At 69.8% G+C, this 24,963-nt stretch carries 24 protein-coding genes; 11 read left to right on the top strand and 13 right to left on the bottom strand.

Annotated features, from left to right (window positions below):
- Window positions 1-240: 240 nt before the first annotated feature.
- The 7 genes from F6W97_RS00120 to F6W97_RS00090 all read left to right on the top strand — a co-directional run bounded on the left by F6W97_RS00120 (window position 241) and on the right by F6W97_RS00090 (window position 6,148).
- The gene (locus tag F6W97_RS00120) at window positions 241-594 is read left to right on the top strand and encodes a cupin domain-containing protein (RefSeq protein ID WP_155368007.1); all 354 of its coding nucleotides are present in this window, start codon (window positions 241-243) and stop codon (window positions 592-594) included.
- Window positions 578-1,357 carry a cupin domain-containing protein gene (locus tag F6W97_RS00115; RefSeq protein ID WP_155368006.1) on the top strand — a complete coding sequence of 260 codons (780 nt, stop codon included), beginning with the start codon at window positions 578-580 and terminating at the stop codon, window positions 1,355-1,357. Before F6W97_RS00120 ends, F6W97_RS00115 begins: the two co-directional genes overlap by 17 nt.
- Before the next feature lie 164 nt (window positions 1,358-1,521).
- The gene (locus F6W97_RS00110) at window positions 1,522-2,409 is read left to right on the top strand and encodes an ABC transporter permease (RefSeq protein WP_230686276.1); all 888 of its coding nucleotides are present in this window, start codon (window positions 1,522-1,524) and stop codon (window positions 2,407-2,409) included.
- A gap of 42 nt (window positions 2,410-2,451) precedes the next feature.
- Window positions 2,452-3,450: an ABC transporter substrate-binding protein gene (locus F6W97_RS00105; protein WP_155368005.1), complete on the top strand. Its 999-nt coding sequence runs from the start codon at window positions 2,452-2,454 to the stop codon at window positions 3,448-3,450.
- 4 nt (window positions 3,451-3,454) lie between these two features.
- A complete protein-coding gene (locus tag F6W97_RS00100; RefSeq protein ID WP_155368004.1) occupies window positions 3,455-4,243 on the top strand; it encodes an ABC transporter ATP-binding protein in 789 nt (262 codons plus the stop codon).
- 95 nt (window positions 4,244-4,338) lie between these two features.
- Complete coding sequence (locus F6W97_RS00095) at window positions 4,339-5,451, top strand: purine-cytosine permease family protein (RefSeq protein ID WP_155368003.1); 1,113 nt, start codon at window positions 4,339-4,341, stop codon at window positions 5,449-5,451.
- Window positions 5,452-5,596: 145 nt separating this feature from the next.
- Window positions 5,597-6,148 (top strand): YdeI/OmpD-associated family protein, encoded by a 552-nt coding sequence (locus F6W97_RS00090; protein ID WP_230686275.1) that lies wholly within the window; start codon window positions 5,597-5,599, stop codon window positions 6,146-6,148.
- Between the two features lie 167 nt (window positions 6,149-6,315).
- Here the strand turns inward: F6W97_RS00090 and F6W97_RS00085 are convergent, their stop codons facing one another.
- Window positions 6,316-6,777, bottom strand: a complete 462-nt coding sequence (locus tag F6W97_RS00085; protein ID WP_155368002.1) for a DUF3040 domain-containing protein — start codon at window positions 6,775-6,777, stop codon at window positions 6,316-6,318.
- A gap of 273 nt (window positions 6,778-7,050) precedes the next feature.
- On the opposite strand from F6W97_RS00085, the gene F6W97_RS00080 reads away from it, so the two are divergent.
- The 3 genes from F6W97_RS00080 to F6W97_RS00070 all read left to right on the top strand — a co-directional run bounded on the left by F6W97_RS00080 (window position 7,051) and on the right by F6W97_RS00070 (window position 9,076).
- Entirely contained in the window at window positions 7,051-7,539 is a 489-nt protein-coding gene (locus tag F6W97_RS00080; RefSeq protein WP_330164948.1) for an Hsp20/alpha crystallin family protein, read from the top strand.
- Between the two features lie 76 nt (window positions 7,540-7,615).
- On the top strand, window positions 7,616-7,960 hold the full coding sequence (locus F6W97_RS00075) for a helix-turn-helix domain-containing protein (RefSeq protein ID WP_155368001.1): 345 nt from the start codon (window positions 7,616-7,618) through the stop codon (window positions 7,958-7,960).
- A gap of 453 nt (window positions 7,961-8,413) precedes the next feature.
- The gene (locus F6W97_RS00070; RefSeq protein WP_155368000.1) at window positions 8,414-9,076 is read left to right on the top strand and encodes a hypothetical protein; all 663 of its coding nucleotides are present in this window, start codon (window positions 8,414-8,416) and stop codon (window positions 9,074-9,076) included.
- 29 nt (window positions 9,077-9,105) lie between these two features.
- On the opposite strand, the gene F6W97_RS00065 is transcribed toward F6W97_RS00070, so the two are convergent.
- The 6 genes from F6W97_RS00065 to F6W97_RS00040 form a co-directional block, all read right to left on the bottom strand.
- Window positions 9,106-9,729: a hypothetical protein gene (locus F6W97_RS00065; RefSeq protein WP_155367999.1), complete on the bottom strand. Its 624-nt coding sequence runs from the start codon at window positions 9,727-9,729 to the stop codon at window positions 9,106-9,108.
- A 21-nt stretch (window positions 9,730-9,750) separates the two neighbouring features.
- The gene (locus F6W97_RS00060; RefSeq protein ID WP_155367998.1) at window positions 9,751-10,515 is read right to left on the bottom strand and encodes a hypothetical protein; all 765 of its coding nucleotides are present in this window, start codon (window positions 10,513-10,515) and stop codon (window positions 9,751-9,753) included.
- Window positions 10,516-10,565: 50 nt separating this feature from the next.
- The gene (locus tag F6W97_RS00055; RefSeq protein WP_155367997.1) at window positions 10,566-11,378 is read right to left on the bottom strand and encodes a hypothetical protein; all 813 of its coding nucleotides are present in this window, start codon (window positions 11,376-11,378) and stop codon (window positions 10,566-10,568) included.
- A 534-nt stretch (window positions 11,379-11,912) separates the two neighbouring features.
- Entirely contained in the window at window positions 11,913-12,575 is a 663-nt protein-coding gene (locus F6W97_RS00050) for a Type 1 glutamine amidotransferase-like domain-containing protein (RefSeq protein WP_155367996.1), read from the bottom strand.
- A 219-nt stretch (window positions 12,576-12,794) separates the two neighbouring features.
- Complete coding sequence (locus F6W97_RS00045; RefSeq protein ID WP_155367995.1) at window positions 12,795-13,913, bottom strand: alpha/beta hydrolase; 1,119 nt, start codon at window positions 13,911-13,913, stop codon at window positions 12,795-12,797.
- A gap of 281 nt (window positions 13,914-14,194) precedes the next feature.
- Window positions 14,195-15,316: a glycoside hydrolase family 11 protein gene (locus F6W97_RS00040; RefSeq protein WP_230686274.1), complete on the bottom strand. Its 1,122-nt coding sequence runs from the start codon at window positions 15,314-15,316 to the stop codon at window positions 14,195-14,197.
- 582 nt (window positions 15,317-15,898) lie between these two features.
- Between F6W97_RS00040 and F6W97_RS00035 the strand changes: the two genes are divergently transcribed.
- Window positions 15,899-18,538, top strand: coding sequence for an MGH1-like glycoside hydrolase domain-containing protein (locus F6W97_RS00035; RefSeq protein WP_155367994.1), 2,640 nt, complete (start codon window positions 15,899-15,901; stop codon window positions 18,536-18,538).
- A gap of 113 nt (window positions 18,539-18,651) precedes the next feature.
- Here F6W97_RS00035 and F6W97_RS00030 read toward each other — a convergent pair whose 3' ends face one another.
- From F6W97_RS00030 to F6W97_RS40350, 6 genes are all read right to left on the bottom strand, one after another.
- The gene (locus F6W97_RS00030; RefSeq protein ID WP_155367993.1) at window positions 18,652-20,124 is read right to left on the bottom strand and encodes a fibronectin type III domain-containing protein; all 1,473 of its coding nucleotides are present in this window, start codon (window positions 20,122-20,124) and stop codon (window positions 18,652-18,654) included.
- 450 nt (window positions 20,125-20,574) lie between these two features.
- Window positions 20,575-20,877 (bottom strand): hypothetical protein, encoded by a 303-nt coding sequence (locus F6W97_RS00025; protein WP_155367992.1) that lies wholly within the window; start codon window positions 20,875-20,877, stop codon window positions 20,575-20,577.
- Between the two features lie 146 nt (window positions 20,878-21,023).
- On the bottom strand, window positions 21,024-22,262 hold the full coding sequence (locus F6W97_RS00020; protein WP_155367991.1) for a fibronectin type III domain-containing protein: 1,239 nt from the start codon (window positions 22,260-22,262) through the stop codon (window positions 21,024-21,026).
- Window positions 22,263-22,980: 718 nt separating this feature from the next.
- Window positions 22,981-23,409, bottom strand: a complete 429-nt coding sequence (locus F6W97_RS00010; protein ID WP_155367990.1) for a hypothetical protein — start codon at window positions 23,407-23,409, stop codon at window positions 22,981-22,983.
- Between the two features lie 409 nt (window positions 23,410-23,818).
- Entirely contained in the window at window positions 23,819-24,190 is a 372-nt protein-coding gene (locus F6W97_RS00005; protein ID WP_155367989.1) for a hypothetical protein, read from the bottom strand.
- Window positions 24,191-24,711: 521 nt separating this feature from the next.
- Window positions 24,712-24,963, bottom strand: a 252-nt coding sequence (locus F6W97_RS40350; protein WP_230686273.1) for a hypothetical protein, incomplete at its 5' end; no start/stop codon positions are given.

Genomic DNA, 24,963 nt, shown 5'->3' with positions numbered 1-24,963 from the left:
GCACGCGCAGGCCCGGATGACGGATGGATCAGGCGGGTTGCCTGACGCAGGGGGACGTGCGCCGCCACGTCGTGTTCTCAAGGACCTCACTGCTGTCGCCTCGTGAAACACCTCCGGAGGTAGACCTCGTCCATCGAAACGTTGACGTTCATCTACGCGGCACATTAGCGTCTAGCCACCGCCGGGAAAACCCTTTCCCGGCGGTTACCTGAGGCGCGACCGACGACGAGGAGCCGCGGGATGACGACCCCGGAACCGGCCAGCAGCGCCACGACCGCGCTGGACGAGATCGCCCCCAGGCAGTGCTCATGCGGCACCACCCGGCGGGCGTTCGCGCAGGAGTCCGGCGGCGCGGTGAGCGTCCACCTGCTGCAGGTCGACCGGGCGATCACGCACCACCACCGGATCGCGACCGAGGTGTACGTGATCCTCGACGGTGTCGGCGAGGTGGAGCTCGATGGCGTACGCCATCCGGCGAAGCCGATGTCGGCGTTCCTGATCCCGCCCGGCACCCGGCACCGGGCGCTGGGCGACCTGCGGGCCCTGGTGGTCTGCCTGCCCGCTGCGAACGACAACGATGAATACTTCGACTGAGCCGGGTTCCCCGGCCGGCATCGCGCCGCTGCCCGGCGGGGTGGGCGTCTCGCAGCTGCGGGTGTACGACACCACCGCGCCCGACGGCCTGGTGGGCGGCACCCCGCACCTTCATCTGTGCTGCACCGAGGGGTACGTGGTGCAGGCCGGCGCCGGTGCGGTCCAGACGCTGACGATGAGCGGCTTCCGGCAGACGCCGTTGCGGCCCGGCACGGTGGCCTGGTTCACCCCGGGCACCATCCATCGCCTGGTCAACCACGGCGGCCTGGAGATCACCGTGTTGATGCAGAACAGCGGGCTGCCGGAGGCCGGCGACGCGGTGCTGACGTTTCCACCCTCGGTGCTGGCCGACCCGCAGCGCTACGCCGCGGCCGCCACCCTGCCCGGCGGCGGCGCTCCGGACGACGCCCCGCCCGCCGATGGCACGCCCAGCGCGACGCTGGCCGCCGCGTACGCCCGGCGCGATCTCGCGGTGCTCGGGTTCGAGCAGTTACGGGCGGCGGCCGACGCCGGTGACCTCGGGCCGCTGCGCGACTTCCACCAAGCAGCCGCTCGGCTGGTGGCGCCGCACCTACCCCGCTGGCGGGAGCGGTTCGCCGCCGGGGCGTTGCGGGCGGCGCAGGACACCGCTGCCCAGCTGGACGCGTTGGCCGCCGGACGATCCGATCATCTGGCCGACGCCGCGGTGCATGGCTTCGCCGCGCCCGGCGAGCAGGGCCGGCACGGCATGTGCGGGCTGCTGAACACCTACCCGATCCGGTAGCGGGTCCGGCTGTTCCACGATCCTGCAAACATTTCATGTAAATATATAAAGATCCGTCCGGACAGCCCTTGCCTGAGGGACGACATCCTCTTTAGGGTCCGTTCATCGGAAAGCGCTTGCCTGCAATCGCCAGGAAACTTTCCGTCCGTCCAGGAGGAGCCCTCGTGCGCCATGGATCAGCAAGTGGATCAACCGCTGGCAGCGCGTCGGCGCGCGCAGCCGGTCAACCCACGCTGACCCGGCGAACCTCCGTCCAGCCACTGACGCGGCTGGTCCGGTTCGGCGATGCGCTGTGGCGGCCCGCGCTGCTGCTGGGCATCGTGTTCGCGGGGTGGTGGGTGCTGTCGGAGAGCGGCGCCGTCCCGCACTACCTGGTGCCGACCCCGGCGCAGGTGTGGCAGACGATGGTCGAGAAACGAGCATTCCTCTGGCTGAACACCTACGTCACGCTCTACGAGACCGTCATCGGCTTCGTGCTGGCCGTGCTGCTGGGCCTGCTCACCGCCGTCCTGATCGCCTACTCGCGCACCATGGAGCGGGCGCTCTACCCGATAGTGCTGTTCGCTCAGGTCATTCCCAAGATCGCCATCGCTCCGCTGCTGATCGTATGGTTCGGCTTCGGCCTTACCCCGAAGATCATTCTCGCGGTGCTGATCGCTTTCTTCCCGGTGGTCATCTCCGGGGTGGCCGGGCTGCGGTCCACCGACCCCGAACTGGTGGACCTGTCCAAGACCATGGGCGCGAGCCCGTGGCAGACCTTCCGGAAGATCAGATTCCCCAATGCCCTGCCGCACCTGATGGCCGGGGTGAAGGTGGCCGTCACCCTCGCGGTGGTGGGCGCCGTGGTCGGCGAGTTCGTCGGCGCGAACGAAGGCCTGGGATACGTGCTCCTGCTTGCCAACGGCAACCTCGACTCGGCCCTGCTGTTCGCCGACCTGTTCCTGATGTCACTGATCGGCATCGTGCTGTTCGCGATCGTCGAGGTGACCGAGGCAGCACTCATCCCGTGGCACGCCAGCAGGCGGTCCGGGGTCCCGCTCACCACATCCTGACGGGGATTAGCCTCCCGTCGCCGCGCTAGGAGGACCAACCTGATGACCAGACTTCCCGTGCTGGCGGCCGCGTTCGCGCTGCTGCTGGGCGCCGCCGCCTGTGCTCCGGGCACCAACGACCAGCCCGCCGCGCCCGGCGAGAACAAGAAGGTCACGCTGACCCTCAACTGGGTCCCGTACGGCGAGCATGCGCCGTTCTACTACGGCCTCGACAAGGGCTTCTACCAGGCCGAGGGCATCGACCTGGCGATCAAGCCGGGCGGCGGCTCCGGCAAGACCATCCAGGCCGTGGCCCAGCAGCAGACCGACTTCGGCTGGGCCGACACTCCCCCGCTGCTCAAGGCCATCACCACCGGGATGAAGGTGAAGAGCGTCGGGGTGTTCCTGCAGAAGGGGCCGTCGTCGGTCGAGTTCCTCGCCGACAAGAACATCACCAAGATCAGCGACCTCAAGGGCAAAACCGTCGGCGGCACGCCGGGAGACGCGATGTATGCGACCTTCCCCGCGCTGCTCAAGGCCAACGGCGTCGACCCCGCCGAGGTGAAGGTGGTCAACGTCGACGCGGCCGGGAAGATCGCCGCGCTGGCCGAAGGCAAGGTCGACGCGATCCAGGGCTTCTTCCACGACCAGGCCCCGACCATCGAGGCCAAGACCGGCAAGAAGGTCAACCATCTGCTGTTCGCCGACTTCGGGCTCAACCTGCTCGGCACCGGCCTGGTCGTGCACGACGACACCCTGGCCAAGGATCCGGAACTGGTGAAGGCCTTCGTCCGGGCCACCCAGAAGTCCTGGGCCGAGGCAGCCAAGGACATCCCGGCCGCCGCTGCCGCGATGGAGAAGCTCGCCGAGAACGAGCCGGCCAAAGACGTGCTGATCAAGCAGCTCACGCTGTGCCTGCCGCTGGTCGACACGGCGTCGCCGGGCGTCAACGCCGAGGCCAAGTGGACCGAGACCATCAACCTGATGACCACACACGCCGAGTTGAAGGACGCGGGCGCGCCGAGCAAGTACTGGTCCGGCACGTTCGCGACGAAGGGCTGAACCGATGACCGTCCCGTCAACGGCCGCGCCGGCGGTGGACATCACCGGCCTGACCGTGCGCTTCCAGTCCAAGCGCACCCAGACCGTCGCGGTCGACGACGTCACGATGCGGGTCGCCCCCGGCGAGTTCGTGACCATCGTCGGCCCGTCCGGCTGCGGCAAGTCCACCCTGCTCAAGATCGTCGCAGGGCTGGTGGCGCCGACCTCCGGCACGGTCTCGTTGATGGGACGGCCGGTCACCGGCGCCCAGAAGGACATCGGGTACGTGTTCCAGCGCGCCGCCCTGCTGGACTGGCGGGGCGCGCGCAAGAACATCCTGCTGCAGGCCGAGATCCGCGGCATGGACCGGCGGCAGGCAGCCCGGCGCGCCGACGAGCTGATCGGCCTCACCGGGCTCACCGGCTTCGAAGACGCGCTGCCGCACGAGCTGTCCGGCGGCATGCAGCAGCGGGTGGCCCTGTGCCGCGCGCTGCTGCACCAGCCGTCGGTGCTGCTGATGGACGAGCCGTTCGGCGCACTGGACGCGCTGACCCGCGAGCAGCTCAACGCCGAGCTCAACCGGATCTGGCGGGAGACCGGCACCACCATCCTGTTGGTCACGCACTCCATCGCCGAGGCGGTCTTCCTGGGCACCAGGGTCGAGGTGATGAGCCCCCGGCCCGGCCGGATCATGCGGACCATCGACGTCGACCTGCCGGCCGAACGCGACTACGCCAAGGTGATGTCCGACCAGCGCTTCGACCGGTACGCCACCGAAATCCGCGGCCTGCTCGGGGCGGGAGCGAACCACTGACCGGGGCACAGGCGCCGGCCCGCCGATGGAGCGCGGCAGCAGGCGCCTGGCTCGGGCTCGGGGCCGCGCCCGCCGCGCTGATCCTGGGCGCCGGGATGGCCCGCCGGCACGACGGCGCCGTCCCGCTGCTCGCGCTGCTCGGCGGCGCGGCCCTGATGGCGGCGCTGCTGTTCGGGCAGGGCGCGTTGGGGCTACGCCGGCCGTACGGGGAGGACGCCGCCCTCACCGAACTGGCTCCGCGCTACCTGCCGGACCGGGCCGGCATCCTGCTCGGCGCGGTGCTCGCCGCCGCGATGATCGGCTGGAACGGCTTCAACGTCGGCCTGGGCGGCGCTTCGCTGGCCAAGGTCACCGGGCTGCCCGGTCCGGTCGGCGCGCTGCTGCTGGCCGCCACCGTGCTGGCCGCGTCGTTCGTGCCGGGCCGGTGGAACAACCGGATCGCCGTGCTGACCACGGTCGCGGCGCTGGCACTGGTCGCGGTGTGCGTCCTGCTGCTGCGCCCGGACGCCGCGCCGGTGACCGCCGACCCGGGCGGCTGGGCCACCCTCGCCGACATCGCCGCGATCGGCGGCTACGTCGCGGTGTTCGCGCTGCGCGCGCCGGACTTCAGCCGTGGCCTGGCCACCCGACGGGACCTGGCGATCTGCGTGGCGCTGCTGGTCGGGCCGGCTATCGCGGTCACCGCGGCCGGCGCCGGAGTCTGGCTGCGCACCGGCAGCGCCGACGTGGTCGCGGTGCTGGCCAACGCGCCTGGCACCGCGGTCTACGGCAACATCTTCGTCACCGTCGGGGTGTTCGCGCCCGCGCTGACCACCACGTTCTCCGGCGCGCTCGCGTTGCGGGCGTTCTGGCCCCGGCTGTCGGCCACCGCCGGGATGGCGATCGTCGCGGTCCTCGGCGGCACTTTGGCCGCGGCGCGCTTCGACCGGGCGCTACTGACCTGGCTGACCGTGCTGGCCGCCACCCTGCCACCGCTGATCATCCCGATGGCGGTCGAGGGCTGGCGGCGGCGACAGGGCCGACCGGCACGGCTGGTGCCGGTCTGGACCTGGCTGCCCGCCGGACTGGCCGCGACCGCGCTGACCGTCGCCGGCTCGCCGGCCGGGCCGGTGGCCGGCCTCGCGATCGCGGTGGTCGCCACCGGCTGGCAGGTCCACCGGCAGCGCGGGTCCGTCCGACCGGCGCCGCCGGCCCGATCAGCTCGGTGAGTTGCCGACGACGCTGCCCGGAACTGCACATGTCACGTCATCCGTGGACCTCACCTCTGCCGAAATCGGTGGCCGGTGCAACCGTGCAACAGACCGGCTTCGCGGCCGGCGGTTGCCTGTCGTACGGGCGAGGCAGAATGGCCTGGTGGCCGACGAACTGGAACTGAGGAGCTTTGCCTCGCAGCAGGAGTTCGAGCAGTGGCTGGAGCGCGAGCACGCGACCTGCCCTGGCATCCTGATCAAGTTCGCCAAGAAGGGCAGCGGTGTAGCCTCGCTCACCTATGCCGAAGCCGTGGAGACCAGTCTGTGCTTCGGCTGGATCGACGGGCAGGCCAAGCGCATCGACGATGCCTTTTACCAGCAGCGGTACACCCCGCGGCGCAAACGCAGCATCTGGTCGAAGATCAACACAGAGAAGGCGGCGGCGCTGATCGAAAGTGGACGGATGCGTCCCGCCGGCCAGGCTCAGATCGACCTGGCCAAGGCCGACGGCCGGTGGGATGCGGCCTACCACGGCCCCGCCACCGCTCAGGTCCCAGCCGAGATCGCCGCCGACCCGCAGGCGCTGCAGGCGATCGAGGCGATGAACCGGACGAACCGCTACGCCTACATCGGTCGCTTCAACCAGGCCAAGCGGCCCGAGACCAGGGCGAAGATCCTCGACCAACTGCGCCAGGGACACCTGTTCCACCGGTGACCTGACCGGCGTACCGGATAGCGAGCGGTCCATGTCTGGTCCACAGGACGGCCCGGGTCTCGGCGATGCTGTAGCCGCACGGGAAGATCGCGTCGGCGATGTCGATGTCGCTACCGGGCTGGCCGTCCATCAATGCGAGCGGAGAACTCCCGTGCAGGGCCTGGCGCTCAGGTGTCGCGGTGCCGGAAGTCGTCCGGTGGGTCCAAGCGTGCTCGGCCGCGCAGTCCGATGCGCAGGAAGGCGCTGGCGGCGAGCATGAACAACAAAATGATGGCCGCGTAGGAGACGTCGACTACGAATGCCACGACTACCGCTGCCGCCATCGCGGCCAGTGGGGCCAATGACCACCAGAGCGCCCGCCGGCGAAACGGTCCTTCGGGCGGTGCTTCGTGGCCGCCCATCGACGTCGCAAAGGTGGGATCGTCGCGGGCCAGCTGGCGTTCGATATCACGCAGCCGCCGGCGCTCGTCCGGGGTGAGCGGCACGAATACCTCCCGCAGTGGGTCGGGCCCGGTGCCGTCGCCGGAGTGGTCGGGCCGCGGTCTCCGGTCGACCACCGTGGACGTCGACATGATGGCCGTCTCTGCTCGACGTGTCGACGACGACCGCCTGAACAGCGGTGTCTCCATCGCCTCCGTCGGTCAAACCTGCCGCTCAGCCGGGCGATGCCAGCTTTGCCGCGCACGATCAGCGCAGGTCACAGGTCCGGCATTGCCGTCCCACGGCTTCCGGGTCGTCTGGCGTCCGCCGTACTGGCACGGACGTGACCGGTAGCGTCCTTGCGCGGTACACGGAAGGAAAAGTTCCATGAGGGATGCTTGAAATCTGGTCTGGCAGCTGTAGAATTTGTGTCGAGCAAGCAACAGTCTTGCTGAAGCACTCATTTGGGAGGTGTGTTGATCATGATGCGTTTCGACCCGTTCCGCGACTTCGACCGGCTCGCCGGTGAGGTGTTCGGGACCGCGCGCACTCCTGCGCCGATGCCGATGGACTGCCTGCGCACGGGCGACACGTTCGTGGTCCGCTTCGACATGCCGGGCATCGACATCGACAGCCTGGAGGTGTCCGCGGAGAACGGCACCCTGACCGTGCGCGGCCAGCGGCACCGCAACGATCCCGACGACGCCACCTACCTGGTGTCCGAGCGGCCGGCCGGAAGCTACAGCCGTCAGCTGGTGCTGGGCGACGGGCTCGACGTCGAGGCGATCCGTGCCGACTACCGCGACGGCGTCCTCACGCTGACCATCCCGGTCGCCGAGCGCGCCAAGCCGCGCCGGATCGAGGTCACCCGCAACCGCGACGCCGCGCTGGACTCGCACGGCGGACACAAGATGATCAGCAGTCAGGCGGTCTCGGAGCGCGATCGCGCCAAGGCCGGTGCCGCGACCTGATCGCAACCGATCCGTTCGGCCCCGAGCAGCAAACCCTGCGCCGCTCGGGGCCGACCCGTAAAGGACGGACCCGGCCATGAACGAGACGACGCAGAGCGGGCCTCGCACCCCCGCGCTGGGCGACGCCGACTTCCCTGGATACGCCATGGGCACAGCGGCACAGGCCATCGGTGTGACACCGGCGTTCCTGCGGGCCGTGGAGACCGCGGGCCTGTTCCAGTCGCACCGCTCCGGCGGCGGGCACCGCCGCTACAGCCAGGACGACCTGCAGCGAGCCGACCGCGCTCGACACCTGGTCGACGGCGGCGTCCGGCTGGACGCCGCGGTCCGCATCGTGGAGCTGGAATACCAGCTGGCCGCCGCCAACGCGATGATCGACGTCCTGAGTCGCCGGCTGGACGGCCCGCCGGTTCGCGGTTGACGCCGCGGCAAGCGCCGACCGCTGTCGGCGGTGGCCACCCGGCTGCTGCACCCGGCGCTCCGTCGGCCGGGCGAGCCGATGGCTGCCGGCAGCGCTGGGCGTGGACCACGTTCTGGGCCAGGAACGGTGCGCGGCACACGAGTGCGATCGCGTCCAGCCACGCCTGGCGTGGTCGCCCGCGGGGGGTGGGGCTTGTGAGGCGGCGCGAACCAGGCCCAGAACGTCATTGCCGATCAGGTTGAACGTCGCCGGCGTCGAGCAGCAGCGCCTCATTGACCTCTCCCCCGGCGTCCAGAGCAGTTTTCTGTCGCACAGACCGGCCACAGCCAGGGAACCGGCCCTACACGGAGAGAAATACCAGCTCAGAGGGTGAGACAGGCTGGCTTCGGGGTGTTGATCGCTCAGGCACCGGGTACGGCATTCCCGACACAGCACATACGGGGGTGGAGAGATATGAGCGCCAACTATGAGGCCGGACCCGCTAACGGTGGGCCGGTCGATGATCGGCGACCGGCGGAGACCATCGAGACGTACCGCGTCGGCGAGGCGCGGGAGATGGTGATCACCCGTGAAGGTGACCGTTTCGGCGGGGTGAGGTTCGGCTCGGCCTTCTTCGGCTGGCTGACCGCGATGGGCACGGCGGTGCTGCTGACGGCGTTGCTGGCTGCTGCCGGAACGGCGATCGGGCTCGCGGCCGCAGACAACAGTGTGGTGCAGGACGCCACGAGCGCGGTCACCGACACCGCCACGTCGATCGGAATTGCCGGCATCATCGCGCTGCTGGTGATCTTGTTCGTGTCGTACTACTGCGGGGGCTACGTGGCCGCCCGGATGGCCCGCTTCGACGGCGTGAAGCAGGGCGTCGCGGTGTGGCTGTGGTCGATCCTGATCGCGGTCGTCGTGGCGGTGGCCGGGGCGATCCTCGGTGACCAGTACGACGTCCTGTCGCGGCTCAACGGGTTCCCGCGGCTGCCGGTCAACGAGGGTGACCTCACCGCGGCCGGGATAGTGACGGCGATCGTGCTGGCGGCGGTGGCGCTGATCGGCGCGGTCCTCGGCGGTCGTGCCGGAATGCGCTACCACCGCCGGATCGACCAGGCAGGGCTGAGCCGGTAGTCGAGCGCGCTCTCCGGCCCGGCACTGGTTCAGCGCCGGGCCGGGTCCAGGCCGAGCGCCGCCAGAAGGCCGCCCGTGGTGGTGTTCGCATCGCCGAGCGCGCTCGCCCGGATGATCAGGGCGGTGGACACGGGGAACACGGTCGTGGACTCGCGCATCAGTTCGGCGGGCGCGACCGCGGTCGTCTCGCCGATGCCCAGGATGCGGTCGGCGGCCGGCTCGTCGAGGACGTAGATCCAGACGCGGTAAGGGCTGGGCGTGGCGGTCAGACCGGGCCCGGCCACGGTCGTCCTCGGTTCGTACCGGACCGGAAGCCGCGGCGCCGGGCAGGCGAAGTCGAGCACCACCGACGCGTTCACCTGGCTTGGGCCGTAGGCGCCGCGCCAGTCCGGGTGCCGCATGGCCTGTTGCAGCCCGGCCATGACAGCGGACCGCGTGACGCCCTGCCCGTCGGCATCGGACATGCCTTGTACACACATCCGCAGCGCCGAACGGTCGCTGACCAGCAGTCCGCTGGCGGTGTCCAGGCGGGGACCGGCCTCATCTCGGTGCTCGTGGTCCGACGCCAGCGCCAGCCCCACGGCGACCGCAGCGAGCACGACGGCGGCCGTCAGGGTCGTCAGCACCCGTACCCCCAGCGCTGTTCGCCTCATGTCCGCACCTGGCTTTCTCGGTCAGCCCATGAGGTTGACGACGGACTGGTAGTCGGCTGGGCTGGGATACCAGTTGGGCCAGTTGCCGCAGCCGTAGCCGACGACGGTGCTGTGCATCAGGCTGGGCGGGCTGCAGGCTCCGTTGTCGTCGGCAAGGCCGAACACGTGCCCGAACTCGTGGTTGATGAACGCCCGTCCCACGTCGTCGAGGCGGCCGCCTGAGCTGAAGACCAGGTACACGTAGGTCCATCGACTGTCGTAGTGGCCGTAGTCGGCGTTCCATACGGCGTTGTCGTGCACCACGCAGTTGTAGTAGCCGACGGTTCCGCCGCAGGTGCTGCTCCAGTCCCAGCCGTAGTGGACCTCGAGTTCGATGGTGGCCCGCGTGGCCGAGGAGTAGGAGGTGCAGTTGGCGGTGGTGGGCCACAGGTCGATACGCCAGCCGCCGAGCCCGTCCCAGACCCTGCCCGATCCCATCCGGGTCAGGGTCTGGTCGACGAACGACCTGCCCGCGCTGTTGCTGACCTTGGAGGTGTCGTGCGACTCGATGCAGAACTGCTCGTCGTAGGCGCCGGGTCCGTCGGGGTTGGCGGATGCGTAGTGCAAGTTGTGCTGGTGTTTGAGCGAGCTCGGGTTCGGGTGGGAGGCGTGGGCCGCAGGGGGCGGCAGCACGGCGCCGGCGAACACGGTAAGCCACAGCAGCGTCACCCAGGCGGGCAGCCGCCCGCCGTCGCCGGCGTTGCGGACCGGTGGGACCACGACTGGCGGGTGTGCGGGTGCGCCCATGTGCTTCTCCCCTGGCTGTGGTGGTTGACGGTCGTGCCGCGGGAGGGAGGTCACCAGAGGCAGGAGCGTGGCAGGAACGCCCAGGCGATGCCGGCGGCGAACCGGTGCCCGTTCCACTTCGCCATGGCCCACTGGCGGTCCTTGGTCACGTATCGGATGTCGATCTGCGCGCCGGCGGGAGCGGTGCCGAGCCGATGGGTGGGCAGGCCTGCGCCGGAGCCGTAGGCGGCCGCTGCGCCGATGTTGCCGTACGCGGGGCAGTCGCTTCGCGCGGTGGTGACCTTCAGGCCGCCGCCTTTGTTCTCGCTCCACACGCCCCACGGGCTGCACAGCGCGTCGGTCGCGTTCGCGGTGCAGAACACCTGCTCGGAGTGCCACCAGCGCAGCGTGTCCGGCGAGCCGTCGGAGTTGCTGGATCCGACGACGCTGGGGCCGTTGGCGCAGCTGCTGGAGCTGAAGCCGGTGCGTTCGATGGCGAACTTGCGGGTGCCGTAGGCGTATGCGCAGCCGTCGAAGCTGCCGCCGGCGAATCCCCACGGCCAGCGGGTGATGCCCTCGGTGTTGCCGGCGGCCGCGTCGCCGGTGTCGCGGATGTCCATGTGGTCGAAGCTGGTCTTGACGGTGCCGTCGGCGAAGACGAAGTCCCGCGCGAACAGGTAGCCCACCATCGGCCCGTTGGCTTTGTAGCTGAGCAGCACCCAGCCGGGGCCCATCCCGGTCTGGGCCCAGGAGTCCTCCGCGGCGGTCTGCACCCGGTTGACGCCGTAGCTCCACGCTGCGGCCGGTGAGCCGGACATGGCGACCATGGCCGCGGTCGCCAGCGCTGCAGCGGCCAGCCGCGCGATCAGGATGCGTTGCTTCATCGGTTCCTCCGTGCGGGCAGGTCGGTGCGCGGTGCGCTCGGCCGCCGTCCGGGACGCTGACTGTTCAGGCGACGAAACCGTGCAAACACGTCAGATACAGGTGTCGATGAAGGTAGTTAACAACTGATCAGCTGTCAACGAAAACTTCCGCCGTCGTGTCGTGCGCACTGCCGATCGCCGGTGCCGGACAGCGCCGTCACCAGATCAAACGGCACGGCGTCGAGCATCTCGTATGGCCGGACACGTCACCCGGCCACTGGCCGTGTGCCCTCGCCCCCATCCGCGAGGCGCACGCGCATGTCCGGCCAGGCGAGGCGACCTCCACCGCCGAAACAGCCGACCGCACCCGCGTCCACTTCGAACACCGCCTCCTCGACCGGCACGGTCCCGGCTGGGAATCGGTCCGCGGCAGCGTCGAGCACGAGGTGGTGATCGGACGCCGCTGCGGGGCCTGCCACAGCGGCGGGCGCTCCAGGAAGTGCTGCAAGTCGACGAGGTCACGTTCAACGACGCGACGTCACGAATGCCAGGCGGCTATGACCTGAGCTTCGTCCATCGTCCTTCGGAGACCACCTCGACGGAGCCGTCGACGACCTTGATGGCCGTCTGTTCGTCGATGGCGTACGCCGGAACGCCGATGTCGGCGGCCCACCGCTCTGCGTCAGCCAGGGTGTTCGTCGGGAAGGCGTCCAGGTGCGGGAAGATCGAGAAGTCGACGACTCCCAGGGTGCGGTCGTCCGGCGCGGACGGCCACTCGACGAAGTACGCTCCGATCCGGGGCGTCATCACCATGCTTCCGGCACTCACTCCCACCCAGACCGTGTCGGGCAGCGAAGGCAGCAGCTCGGCCAGCCCGGACTCCCGCATCCAGTGGCACAGGTACGTCGCGTCGCCGCCGTCGACCAGGAGCACGTCGGCCTCCCGGACCCAGGGGACCCATCGCTCCGCGCCGATGGTGGGCAGCGCGGTGAGTTCGAGGACACCGAGCGACGCCCAGCCCAGGCCGGAGAAATGCTGCCACCTGGGCTCGGCGGCCAGGAAGCCCCGCACCGAGGTCGGACCGCACATCGGGTGACCCCACTGTGCCGTCGGGACGCAGAGGGCGCGGCACTCGGCGATCGGCTTGCCGAGAAGCTGCACGAGCGCCGAATGGATGCTCGGGTTCGTGACGCCGCCTGACGTGAGCAGGAGCTTCAAGGTGCCTCCGATTCGCGCGCGAAAGGTGGATGTGGCTGGAGACCCGGAACCACGGTGAACCTCATCGTAGGAGATGCTCGCAGGGCCTGTTCGGCACGGCCGGTCGGCCTCCACCGGTGCAGAACGCGCGGTCCGGCCGATCCGCCCGGCTGTCGAGGGCGGCCCGGGTCAGGCTTGCTTCGTCCGCGCCGATGCCGGCGGTGGGGAGCCGGCGACCCGTCAGGCGCCGAGGCGGCGGGAGCCGGTCCGGCCGTCGAGGTTCCAGCGCAGGTCGAGGCGGCAGCCCGGGGCCGCCTGGAACTGCGCGACGCCCTGCAGGTGCGCACCGGCGAACCGCTCCTGCTCCGGGCTCAGGTCCACCTGCGGCGGTTCCAGGTCGTCACCGACCCGGGTTCGGCCCAGCGGCACCGGCAGGTGCGCAGACAGGAACAGCGCGACCAAGTCCGCCATCGCACCGCCGACCAGCGGGCACGGGCCGCGCAGGGCCGAGCCCGTGTCGGCCGCGCGCAGGTAGTCGAAGTGCTCGCCCTGGTACACGGCCGCGTAGCGGGGCTGGGGCAGGCTGTCCCAGACCTTTGTCGGCTTGTCCAGGTCCTCGAAGACCAGACCCAGGCCGTCGCCGTCGGCCCAGGCGAAGAACGTCGGTCGACCGATCGCGGTGAGCACCGCCTGCCGGTCGTTCAGCTCGGCGTACGGCGCGCCGAGGCTGGCGAACGCGGCGAACCCCGGGTTGGCCGCCATCACCCGCGAGCCCAGCACTCCGCCGTAGGAGTGGCCGACCACGGCGGTCGACTCGGGTCGCGTGTCGACCCAGCGCCGGTGCTCCCACTGGGTGCGTACCCAGGCCAGGTCCGCGCCCGCCGCTGCGATGGCGGGGTCGTCGGTGCCCTGCGACAGGACCGCGGTGTGGCTGGGCACGACCACCACGTATCCGCATCGGGCCAGCACCGCCGCGAATCGCTCCCAGCGCGTGTGGTAGCCGGTGTTCGGGACGCCCTGCGGCGGCTGCCCGTGCAGGAACAGCACCATCGGCCACTTCGTCAGGCACAGCTTGAGCATGGGTGCGTTCGCGGTCGCGCCGTCGTAGCTCGGGTAGTACACGCGCAGGTCGCGCGGCGTACCGTGGGAGGCCGCGGTCAGGTCCTGAACGCCCCAGAACACGGGGCGGCCGATGTCGGGGTTCCAGGTGACTCCCCCGGACTCGGCCGGATCCTCCGGGCAGCTGCCAGCCGCCGCCTCGATCGCCTCCCGGCAGCCCGGCAGCAGGGTCAGCGCCGCGAGCCCGCCTAGGCCCGCCAGTGCCCGTCGCCGGGACAGCCCGGCCGCAGTGTCCGCCATCGACCGAGCATGCGGCCGCGGCAGCCGACACACTGTGCGATGGGCGACTGCCACCAGTTCGGCTATCCGACAGTCAGCCTGTCCGTACCAGTGCGTCTGGTTTCCCACGCCCCCCGACAACCCGCCGGGTTTCTGGTTCCTCCATGCCTGCCGCCGTCACCGCGGACGCCGTCACGGCCCTCGGGCAGCCTCGGACCAGGTCGCACACGGCCCCCGGCCGGCGGTGGCTCCGCCCGGCCGGGGGCCGCTCCACGGTGGAACGGCTACGCCGTCTGCGCAGTTCAGCTGCAGGCGGTGCCGTTGAGGGAGAACCCGGTGGGCGCGGAACTGTTGCCGGTGTGGGTCGCCTGGAACCCGATCGTGGTGGATCCACCCGGTGGGATGGCGGCGTTGTAGTTGACGTTGGTCGCCGTCACCTGGCCACTCGTCGGGGAGTAGGTGGCGCTCCAGCCGGAGGTGATGTTCTGGCCGGAGGCGAGGGTGAAGCGCAGCGACCAGCCGTTGACGGCGGTCGAACCCGTGTTGGTGATGGTGATGTTGTCGGTGAGGCCGTTGTTCCACGGGTTGAGCGCATTGGTCACGCGGCAGCCCCCACTGCCCCCACCCGGCGGGGTCGAAGGGCTCGGCCGCGGGCTCGCGCCGGCCGACGCGCTCGGGCTGGCCGACGCGCTCGGGCTGGCCGGCGGGTTGCCGCCCTCGCTGACGGTGATATTGGAGCTTCCGCTGCTCTGGTAGCCCTCGGTCGCGAGGATCTGGTAGTTGTGGGTGCCCAGCGTGAGGCCGAGCCTGGACCACGCGTTGAAGTGGTTGGCGGTGGTGATGGCGCCGCTGGTGCGGTGCTGCTGGCGGACGCTCCAGTACTGGTAGAACGTGGCGGTTCCGATGATCGACGGCTGGTTGACGCGCTGGGTGCGGTAGATGTCGTAGGTGCTGCCGTCGGTGGTGACCGACCCCAGCCGGGTCGTGCCCGTGCTGGGGTTGTAGCTGCCGAAGTCCTCCACGACGTAGTACTCGATGAGCGGGTTGGTGGTCCACCCGTACAGCGCCAGGTAGCCGTTGCCGTTGGGGCTGAAGCTTCCCGAGTAGTTCACCGTGTGGCTGGAGCCGGGGTTCCAGCCCTTGCCGACGACGGTGTTGTTCATGTTGCTCCACTGGACGCTGTACTGGCCGCCCGCGCCCAGGGTCATGGTGACGTTGCCGTTGTCCTTCCAGTACGAGTAGAAGTAGCCGTTGTGCCAGCCGGTGGAGTTGGAGGTGATGGTCCGGTCGGCCTCGGCGTGGGCCGTGCCGGCCAGCGCGATCGACGCGACGGCCAGCGCGATGGCGCCCAGGCCGCCGATGAGCGGCTTGACCAGGTCGCGTCTGCGGGGACGGGCGGGGGCGGGGGCGGGGTGATCGTTCACGCGGGTGCATCCTTACTGGAGGGCAGCCTTCGGGCGGGCTGCGGGGCTCGGCTCGATGCGGTCGTGGGCCGCGGGACATGCGGCCGTCACGTAGCGGACCCTGCCGGGAAGGTGTGGGCGCGGTCCGACAGGCGGGTACCAGCTCGTGGCCACGGCCCAGATCCGCCGGACGTTGACATTCATGGATGCACGCAGTATCGGACCGTCCCGACGGGACTGTCAACGACTTCCGGAAGTTATCGGAATCCTCATCAGACTGGCCTTTCATATAATGCCTGCAAGATAGGCATAGAAACCGGATGCCGGCAGGGATGGTCCGCCGTGGGTCGGGGCACTCACCACACCGTGGTTCACTCGACGGTCAGCAAGTCTCGACAGGGACACCGAAAGTTTCGGAGTCAATGGCGCGCCTGCCGGCCGGCCGGGTCGGCGGGTGCTGCCGACGACACCAGAGTCGGTCAGCCCGGCGGCGGACCGGTCTCCGGCGGCGACCGGCGCCCCGGCCGGAAGCGGCGATGAGTCGTACCGCGGGGAAATGCTGAAACCGGCGCGGCGTCCATCCGCCGTGCCGATGATGGGCACATGACGTCTGAGCGGGGCTCGAGCGCCGAAAAAGATCGACTCGCGGAAGCCGACGCGGGTGAGCTGCCGTGGCGGGCCTGGGGACCATACCTGTCCGAACGGGCCTGGGGCACCGTCCGCGAAGACTACAGCCCCGCCGGTGAGGCATGGACGTACTTCCCACACGACCACGCCCGGTCGCGCACCTACCGCTGGAACGAAGACGGCATGGCCGGCATCTGCGACGACGGGCAGCGGTTCTGCTTCGCGCTCGCGCTCTGGAACGGCCGCGACCCGATCCTCAAGGAACGCATGTTCGGCCTGACCGGGTCGGAGGGCAACCACGGCGAGGACGCCAAGGACTACTGGTGGTACGAGGACTCCACCCCGACCCACTCCCACATGAGCTGGCGCTACCACTACCCGCAGGCGGCATTCCCCTATCGGGAGCTGGTCGAGGTCAACGCCCGCCGGGGCAGGCACGACCCCGAGTTCGAACTGATCGACACCGGCGTGTTCGCCGACGACCGGTACTGGTCGATCACCGCCGACTACGCCAAGGCGTCCCCGACCGACATGTGCATCGTGGTGACCGTCGCGAATCGCGGCCCGGAGGCGGCGACGATCCACGTCCTGCCGACGCTGTGGTTCCGCAACACCTGGGCATGGGGCCGGGCCGGGCACGACGCGGTGCCGACGATCACCGGTCGCGGCGACCGCCTCACCGCCCGGCACGAGGAACTCGGCACGATCGAACTGCTCGGCGACGGCGACCCGACGGCGCTGTTCTGCGACAACGAGACCAACGCCGAGCGGTTCTGGAACACGCCGGGCCGGTCGGCGTACCCGAAGGACGGCATCAACGACCACGTCGTCCACGGCGCCGGCACCGTCAACCCGGCGATGACCGGCACCAAGGCGGCGCTGCACTACGTACTGGACGTCCCGGCGGGTGAGTCCCGCCGGATCCGCCTGCGGCTGGCACGGCCCACCGACGCCTCCACCGACCTCGGGTCCGGCTTCGACCAGGTCATGACCGACCGGCGGGCCGAGTCCGATGCGTTCTTCGCCGACCTGATGCCGGTCGGGACGACCGAGGAGGAGGCCCGCGTCGTCCGCGGTGCCGTCGCCGGCCTGATGTGGGGCAAGCAGTTCTACCGCTACGACGTGGGCCTGTGGCTGGACGGGGACCGGACGACCCTCACCCCGCCGGCCGGCCGGCACGACGGGCGCAACCGCGCATGGCGGCACATGGCCGCCGCCGACGTCATCTCCATGCCCGACCCGTGGGAGTATCCCTGGTTCGCGGCCTGGGATCTGGCGTTCCACTGCGTCGCGATCGCCCGCGTCGACCCGGCGTTCGCCAAACAGCAGCTGCTCCTGCTCGTCCGCGACTGGTACATGCACCCCGGCGGTCAGATCCCGGCGTACGAATGGGCGTTCGGCGACGTCAATCCGCCGGTGCACGCCTGGGCGGCGCTGCGGGTGTTCGAGCTCGACGGCGGCCGTGACTTCGGCTTCCTCGAACGGATCATGCACAAGCTGATGCTCAACTTCAACTGGTGGGTCAACCGCAAGGACGCCGACGGCGACAACGTGTTCGACGGCGGGTTCCTCGGCCTGGACAACATCGGCCCGTTCGACCGGTCCTCGCCGCTGCCCGTCGCGGGACAGCTGGAGCAGTCCGACGGGACCGGCTGGATGGCCATGTACGCGGCGAACCTGCTGGAGATAGCCGTCCGCCTGGCCGTGCGCAATCCGAGCTACCAAGACATCGCGACGAAGTTCTTCGAGCACTTCGCCTACATCGCCGCCTCGGCCCGGTCGCTGTGGAACGACAAGGACGGCTTCTACTGCGACACGATCCGCATCGATTGCGGAGAGGCGATCCCGATCCGGGTGTTCTCGATCGTCGGGCTCATCCCGCTCGTCGCGACCGTGACATGGCGCGAGGGCACGTACGGGCAGCTGTCGGAGGTGGCCGAGCGCATCCGGTGGTTCCTCGACCACAAACCGGCGTACGCCACGGTCGTCGGCGAGCACCGGTCCCGCCCGAGCGGCGACCGGCACCGGCTGCTGTCCATGGTGACGATGGACCAGCTCGGACCGATCATGTCCCGGATGCTGGACGAGTCCGAGTTCCTCAGCCCGTACGGCCTGCGCAGCATCTCGCACATCCACGCCGCCGAACCGTTCACGGTCAATCTCGGCGGCCATGACTACACCGTCGACTACGAACCGGCCGAATCCACGACCGGGACGTTCGGCGGCAACTCCAACTGGCGTGGGCCGATCTGGATGCCGGTCAACTACCTGCTGATCCGCGCCCTCAACCAGTTCGGCGACTTCCTGGGCGACGCGGAGACGTTCGAATGCCCGACCGGATCCGGGCACCGGCGCACCCTCAACGAGATCGCCGACGAGGTGTCCGAGCGGCTCATCGACATCTTCCTGCGCGACCGGGACGGCCGGCGGGCACTGTACGGCGGCACGGAACTGTTCCAGACGCACCCGGACTGGCGCGACCGCCTGATCTACCCGGAGTACTTCCACGGCGACAACGGCGCGGCGCTCGGCGCCTCCCATCAGACCGGCTGGACCGCGCTGGTCGCGGACCTGATCCTCGGACGCCGCCCGGACCGCCGGCCGCACACCCGCTGACCTGCGCCGGACCACCGGCTCGTCACGGCACACGCCCCGCCGGGACGCTCGTCCCCGGCGGGGACGGCCGGGCCACGGCGGGACGGTGTCGCCGCGGCCCGGACGGCCGTGCATCACGGAGGTGGCAGGTACCCTGCCTGCACGGCGAGGGGTGTGCTCTGCACGGACTCGTTTCCTGCGGCGTCCACGGCGGCCACTGAGTACGTGTGGCGGGTGCCCGCCCCGACGGTCAGTGACAGCTGGGTGCCGGTGACCTCGCCGGCGAGCACGGCGCCCTCATAGATCCGGTAGGCGGTCGCGGGCGCCCCACCGGTCGATCCGGCCCAGGTGAGGGTGATCGAGGTGGTGGAGGTGTCGATCGGCGCGTTGCCGACGAGCGTCAGTCCGGCCGGTGGGGAGGGCCGGGCGTCGGGTCCGGCAGGCGTCGTCACGGCGACCGCGGTGCTGCGCGGCGTTTCGCCGCAGCTGTCGGGCAGGGTGGCGGAGATCCGCAGGTTGTGCCGGGAACCGGAGGCCAGTCCGGTGACCATGGCGTGGGGGCCGGTCGGGGTGGCGACCGGCCGGTCGCCGTCGTAGACGGTGTAGGACGCTGCCGCCGAGTGGAAGGTCCAGCCCAGCCGCACCGACGAGGCCGACACCGCAGTGGCGGTGAGCCCGACAGGCCGCGGCGGGTTGGCCTGGCACGGGTCGGTGCTGACCGGCACGGGCGGGGTATGGATCGACTCGTTGCCGCCGGCGTCCAACGCGGTCACGGTGAAGGCGTGGAGGGAGGCGTGGTAGAGCCGGCGGACCGTCGCGGTGGTGCTGCTGGTCCGGGCGACCAGCGTGTCGCCGTCGTACACCGCGTACTGGGCCGGTCGGGGACTCGGCGCGGTCCAGGCCAGCCGGACCGTGGAGTCGGTGCGGTCGGTGACGGTGAACGCCGACGGCGCGGCCGGGCGCTCGGCGTTTCCGGTGGCGGTCGTCAGGCTGCCCAGAGCTACCGGGACTGTTCTCTGCAGACACCCGTTGTAGCGGTAGAGCCCGACGCTGTAGCTGGTCTGCGGCGCCAGGCCACCGATCCGCACACTGGTCAACGGTGTCCGGCCGAGGCTGGTGGAGCCGATCCGCAGCTCCAGGTCGTTCCACAGCGGGTGCCGCGGCCATGACGCCGACGCCGCCGACGCCGTCACGTCGGTGACCGTGATCGTCAGCGGGGCCGGGGGCTGGCATTCGGGGTTCATGCCGGAGGTCCACGCGTGCGCGCTCACCGGTGCGGTTGCCGGCGACTCGTCGCCGTCGTCGTCGACGGCGGTGACCGTGTAGGTGTGGGTGGAGTTGAAGGCCACGTGCAGGACCGCGGACGTCGTGGTGTTGCGGGCGACGACCGTTCCGGATTCGTACACGTGGAACCAGCGGGCCCGGGAGCCGGTTTGCGGCTGCTGCCAGCTCAGGCGCATCGACGTCGCGCCGGGGATCACCGACAGGCGCTGCGGTGCCGCGGGGGCGGTCCCGTCGGCGTACGCGGGCGATCCCGCTGTCAGGAGCGCGGCGGCGAGCACGAGTGCGGAGGCGGACAGGGTGAGCGGGTGTTGCGGCGGTCGCATGGGCTGCCTTTCCCGGACGGACGAGAATCGATCCACATTAATCAATGAGACCGATGGAAGGCCATGCCGGCGGCGTGCCAAAGCCCAGCGACGAGGACGAACCCATGCAGAGCCCGCCGCGAAGCGACGAAGACCAGGCGGTTCCCATTCTCGGCGGCGGCCGTCATGCTTGCTGACGGCGTCCGTGAACACCGGCGACTGCGCATGGAGGGACGCTTCGATGGTGTGGGCCGGCGAGCCCTCCTGGGCCGCGTGCAGGGCGGCGCCGGCGCTTACGGCAGCCAAGCTGCCGCGCGGGCGAGTCGGACCGCACCCGTCGAAACGGCGGCTGCGTGGCGGTCGGGCCCGATGCGGCCGACCCGCCACCTCGCTCTGGCCCGCCACCACATCAAGACGACCCGGGCTGCGCGGACCCCCGGACGACACTCCAGCTGCGTACCCGGGATGTGCTCACATCGCGCCGTGGCGAGGGCCGGACTCGGGCTGGACGGCTGGGCGGTTGACAGGCAGGCGCGCGGGCTGCACTCGGCGCAGCAGGTCGGCGTCCCAGGTGTCGGTGGTGAGGCCACCGGGCTGCTCGGCAAGGCGGAGCAGCTGCATCGCGTCACGGCGCTGGCGGGCTGCGGCCTTTCTCGCCGTGCGCATCTCGTGCAGTGTCGAGGACAGGAACACGACCGTCGCCAAGGCCCCGAGCGCCAGGCAGACGGCTCCGACCATGAGCAGGTCTGCGAACGAGAACATGTCCTGGTCCATGCGGATCCCTTCGATTGACGACCATGCACCTATAGCCCCGTCGGGGTCGGCTTACCCCACGGGCGCGGTGACGCCCGTCACGCCAGGCCCGCCGGGCGTCTACCGGCTGCCGCCATGGCCACGTCCAGCCATCGCCTGGGCCTGTCTCAGGTCCGGACGGCCTGCCCGGATCCGATGACCGCTGTCGGCGACGAGGGCACCACCAAGGAGGTTTCCACAGCCGGTACGGCGGGTTCACTGGCCGGTGCGGCGCTCGGCGACGGCGGCTGCTCGGACGACGGCGGCGGTGACAGTGATGGCGCCGGTGATGTCGTGTCCGCTGACGACGGCGCAGCCGTCGGCGACGGCTGGGGCGGGGTGGGGGCGGTGGTGACGGTGATCTGATTGCTCGGGCCCGACTGCAGGCCTGCACCGTTGCGCGCAACGACTGCAAACGTGTAGGTGGTGGCGGGTGTCAAGTCGGTGACGGTGACGCTGGTGTCGCTGGTCCAGCCGATGAACTGCCCGTCGCGCTGGATCCGGTAGAAAGCCACCCCGCCCGATCCGCCTGCTGCAGGCGCTGACCATGACAGCCAGATGTTGTGCGCGTCGGCGGCGACCGCGATCAACTGCCGCGGCGCCGACGGCGCCGCCCCCGGTGTCGTGGTCGACGCCGTCGGCGGGGACCAGACGGGCGACGGCATAGGGGCGCCGGTGATGATCGGGGAGGGCTGCGGACTCGCGGACGGCGGCGTGGTGGGCAGCATCGGTGGAACGGGACCGCCGGTCGTCGTCACCGACGTCGGATCCGGCGAGGGCAGAGCAGCCTCCGCCGCCACCGGCGTGTCCACGGTCGGGCCGTGGAGCAGCAGCACCGTTACGGTGACGGTGGTCAGCACACCTACCGCCACCGCGATCAACACCCGACGGCCGGGCCTGCTGCGTGCCGAGCGAGCTCGGGCCGCAGTCGGCATCGCCGTCGCGAACGTGACCTCGACGGCTGTCGCGGGCCGCACCGACGCGGCCGGCGAGGCCTGCGGGCCGGCCTGGACCTGCGTGGCCGCCTCGGCAGCGGCCATTTCGGCGACGGCGCGGGAGAAGTCCGGCACGGCGTCGACCGCTGCGCGGGCGGCAAGCCAGTACGCGGTGGCCAACTCCAGGTGGATCTTCTCGGTCTGCGGGTTGCCGAATGCCACGACAGTGGGCAGCACCACCCGTTCCCACGCGGTCGGCGGCAGGTCCCGACCGTGGCGCAGCGCGTTCCACATGTCGGTGAACTCGTGCCGGCCGAGTTCCATCGCTTCGACACGCCGGTCGTGGTCGGTGGCGTCGAAGCGGTCCAGCAGCCGCTGGTGTACGTCGGCGGCATCCTGCCCAGCGGTGACGTCGGCCAGTAACTGACCCAAGTCGATCACCAGCTTGCGCGCGCGCTCAACGTACACAGAATGCGGTTGCCCCACCGCTGCCTCCCCTGACACCACCCCGATCCAGCGAGGCCCTGACCACGTCCGCCTCCCCTACCCGCCTCCGCGACGCCTAACCTCATCTCCGCCGAGCTCTCCGGGCGCTGCGGTCGTCCGTCGACCGCGGCTGCACGATGCAGGCCTTCGACGCGTCGCGCCACCGGGATCGGCTCCGCGACGGCACAGTCGGTCGCTGCTGCGGGCGGTCTCCGGACGCACCGGCGAGTCACCCGGATGCCACACCCGATGACGACCGTTGTTCGGCTGTCAGCCGGTGCGATTCGAGCGCGGTACAGCGTCGGCCGTTGCCCCACGTTCGCTGCACGCTCCACGTGGGCGGACGGCGGTGGGTGAGTCGCAGAGCGTCGGCGTGGGTCACCGCCCACGGCCGCGCGGTCGTCGACTACGCGACCTCGGTGCGACCCACGTGCTGGACCGCTCCGGAGAAGGCGGGCCCGACGATCCCGCAGGCTACGACGTCATCATCGACGTCGTAGCGGGTCAGGACATGCCTTCGTTCTTCGACAGGCTCTAAGGACGAGACGCACGACGTGTGGTCCCCGCCTGGTCCCCTGCGTCGGCATCTTGGGCACGACGGGGGCAGACTAACGGCAGATCCGGATTCCGAGCCTCGATCGCGCTGCTCCTGCTCCGGTCTGTCTCAGGCTCTGGTGCCATCGCCTTCGTCGTTCGATCCGAGTACGAAGATTGCCGGAGGTCCCATGGCGTAGTCGTCAACGGCGAGAACGCGGAAACCCGAACGACGGACTATTTCGATCAACGCGTCGCGCATGGCCAGCGAAATTGATTCAAAGAGTTCGACGACCGGGGCGTTCGTACGACCGGCCATCCAGTTGTCGCGAACAGCCTTCGACAGTTCGCCGGACGGTGCCCAATAGACATACACGCCTCCCGCCTCGTCGCTGGCTGCGTCGATCTCGATTTCGGCGCCCGCGCTAACCAGCGCACCGGTGCTTGGGAAGGCCGGGACGCCGGCATACATGAGCGCCGCGCGGACACGTTCCGCCAAGTCGCGCCGGGCAGCGAGAACGGCATCATCGGCACGTAGATGCTCGAACTCCGAAGTCATCATCCGGTCCCTCACACAGCCCGACAGTTTGTCGCGGATTTTACGATCACTCCGCCAGGTCGCGTAGGCACGAGCTCGGAAGATACGGACATGTGGTGCGCCACTATCGCCGTTGCGACCCGATCCGTCCTACGGTGGGCGGCAAACCGGGCTACTTGACCAGCGGCCAAGATCCGCTTCCAGCCCACCATCTGGTCCCCAGAACGCAAGAAAGGCCGATACCATGATCGAGATCAGCCTTCTGACCTGCTTATTACCCTGTCGGGCTGGCCGGATTCGAACCGACGACCCCTTGACCCCCAGGCAACGATCTTGGCATCTCTGGCCAGTCTGCATAACAGTTGAGCTGGAGAGAAAGAACGCCATCGTTCTCGGCTGCCGCTCGACGTACGCCGACGTTGACACTCACTTAGACACCCAGTGGGTTGCCCGCACCCCTGGCACGCATGGTGTCGAACCATCCGCCTCGATTGCCTGCAAGCAGAGAACGTCTTTCTTTCTCGCAAGCAAGAATCAGCGATTTTTTTGACTCGTGGGGTTTGCCAGCGGTGGCTGGGCTCGGTTGCACAACCGCTGCCGCGAGTGCCATGGCGCACCAGACTACGCGCGAACCAAGAAGTCGTAGAGAAGCTGAGCTTTTTTTGGCCGGACTCGACTGCACCACCATCACCACGGAAGCCAGCACAGCAACTCCGAGAGCCACGAGCTGGAACACCGTGGGCCGGTTGTCGAAGCCTGTAGCACCCTTCGCGGCCTCACCGATCGCGTTGACGGCCGCCATTCCCGCGATGCTCCACCCCACCCATCGCGAGTCAGGGGTTCGAGGTCTACGGGCCATGCCTCCATGGTCGGCACAGCGCACAGCGTCGTCAATCACCTCTTGATGGCGTTTCGCGTTTTGAAGCGTCATCGGCTGGACGGATGTGAGGGCTCTCCTCGGCAGGGCAGGCTTCGTCCGTCCCGAGGTTCTCGGGATGCCTGTGTGGTGACCTGCTGAGGGGAGCCCGGCTGCTCTCCGAGGCGGGCCGGGGTGGCGGGGCAGCGCCCCGCCGGTCTTCCACCAGCGCCAGACGGAACCCGCTCCGGCGACCTGGACCCGGTCCTCGCTGGCGACCCCCGGTCAGCGCCGCACCGTCGCCGTGCACGCCCGCCGACCAGTACACGGCGTAGCCGTTGAACGGCACGATGCCGAATTCGCCTCGGATCGGGTTGCGGCGCCTGACGCGGGTGCGGGCCGCCGCCCTCCGCGCTGTGGCCGAAGGCCCAAGGCGCGGGCAGGGCGAGCGGCCACGGTGCGGCGCGTCAGCGCCGCCTTGATCCTAAAGAGACTAATTCGGCAACCGAAAAGCTCAGATCGCTGTGCTGTCCCGGTAGATGCTTGACATCGGCGTCCCAGTAGCTGCTTGACAGGTGCTGAGTTTGGCCTCTTGATCGCGTGATGTTTGCGGGCATCGCGTGGTCCGGAGGCCGGGATTGGCGCTGACGGAGTTGTCGAAAGTTGAGCAGCGGTATCGGGCGGTGCTGGCGGTGCTTGCCGGTGATCGGGTTGGTGAG

It is taken from the genome of Catellatospora vulcania (assembly GCF_009720385.1).
Lineage (GTDB): Bacteria > Actinomycetota > Actinomycetes > Mycobacteriales > Micromonosporaceae > Catellatospora > Catellatospora vulcania.
This window is presented reverse-complemented; position numbering and strand designations above follow the sequence as displayed.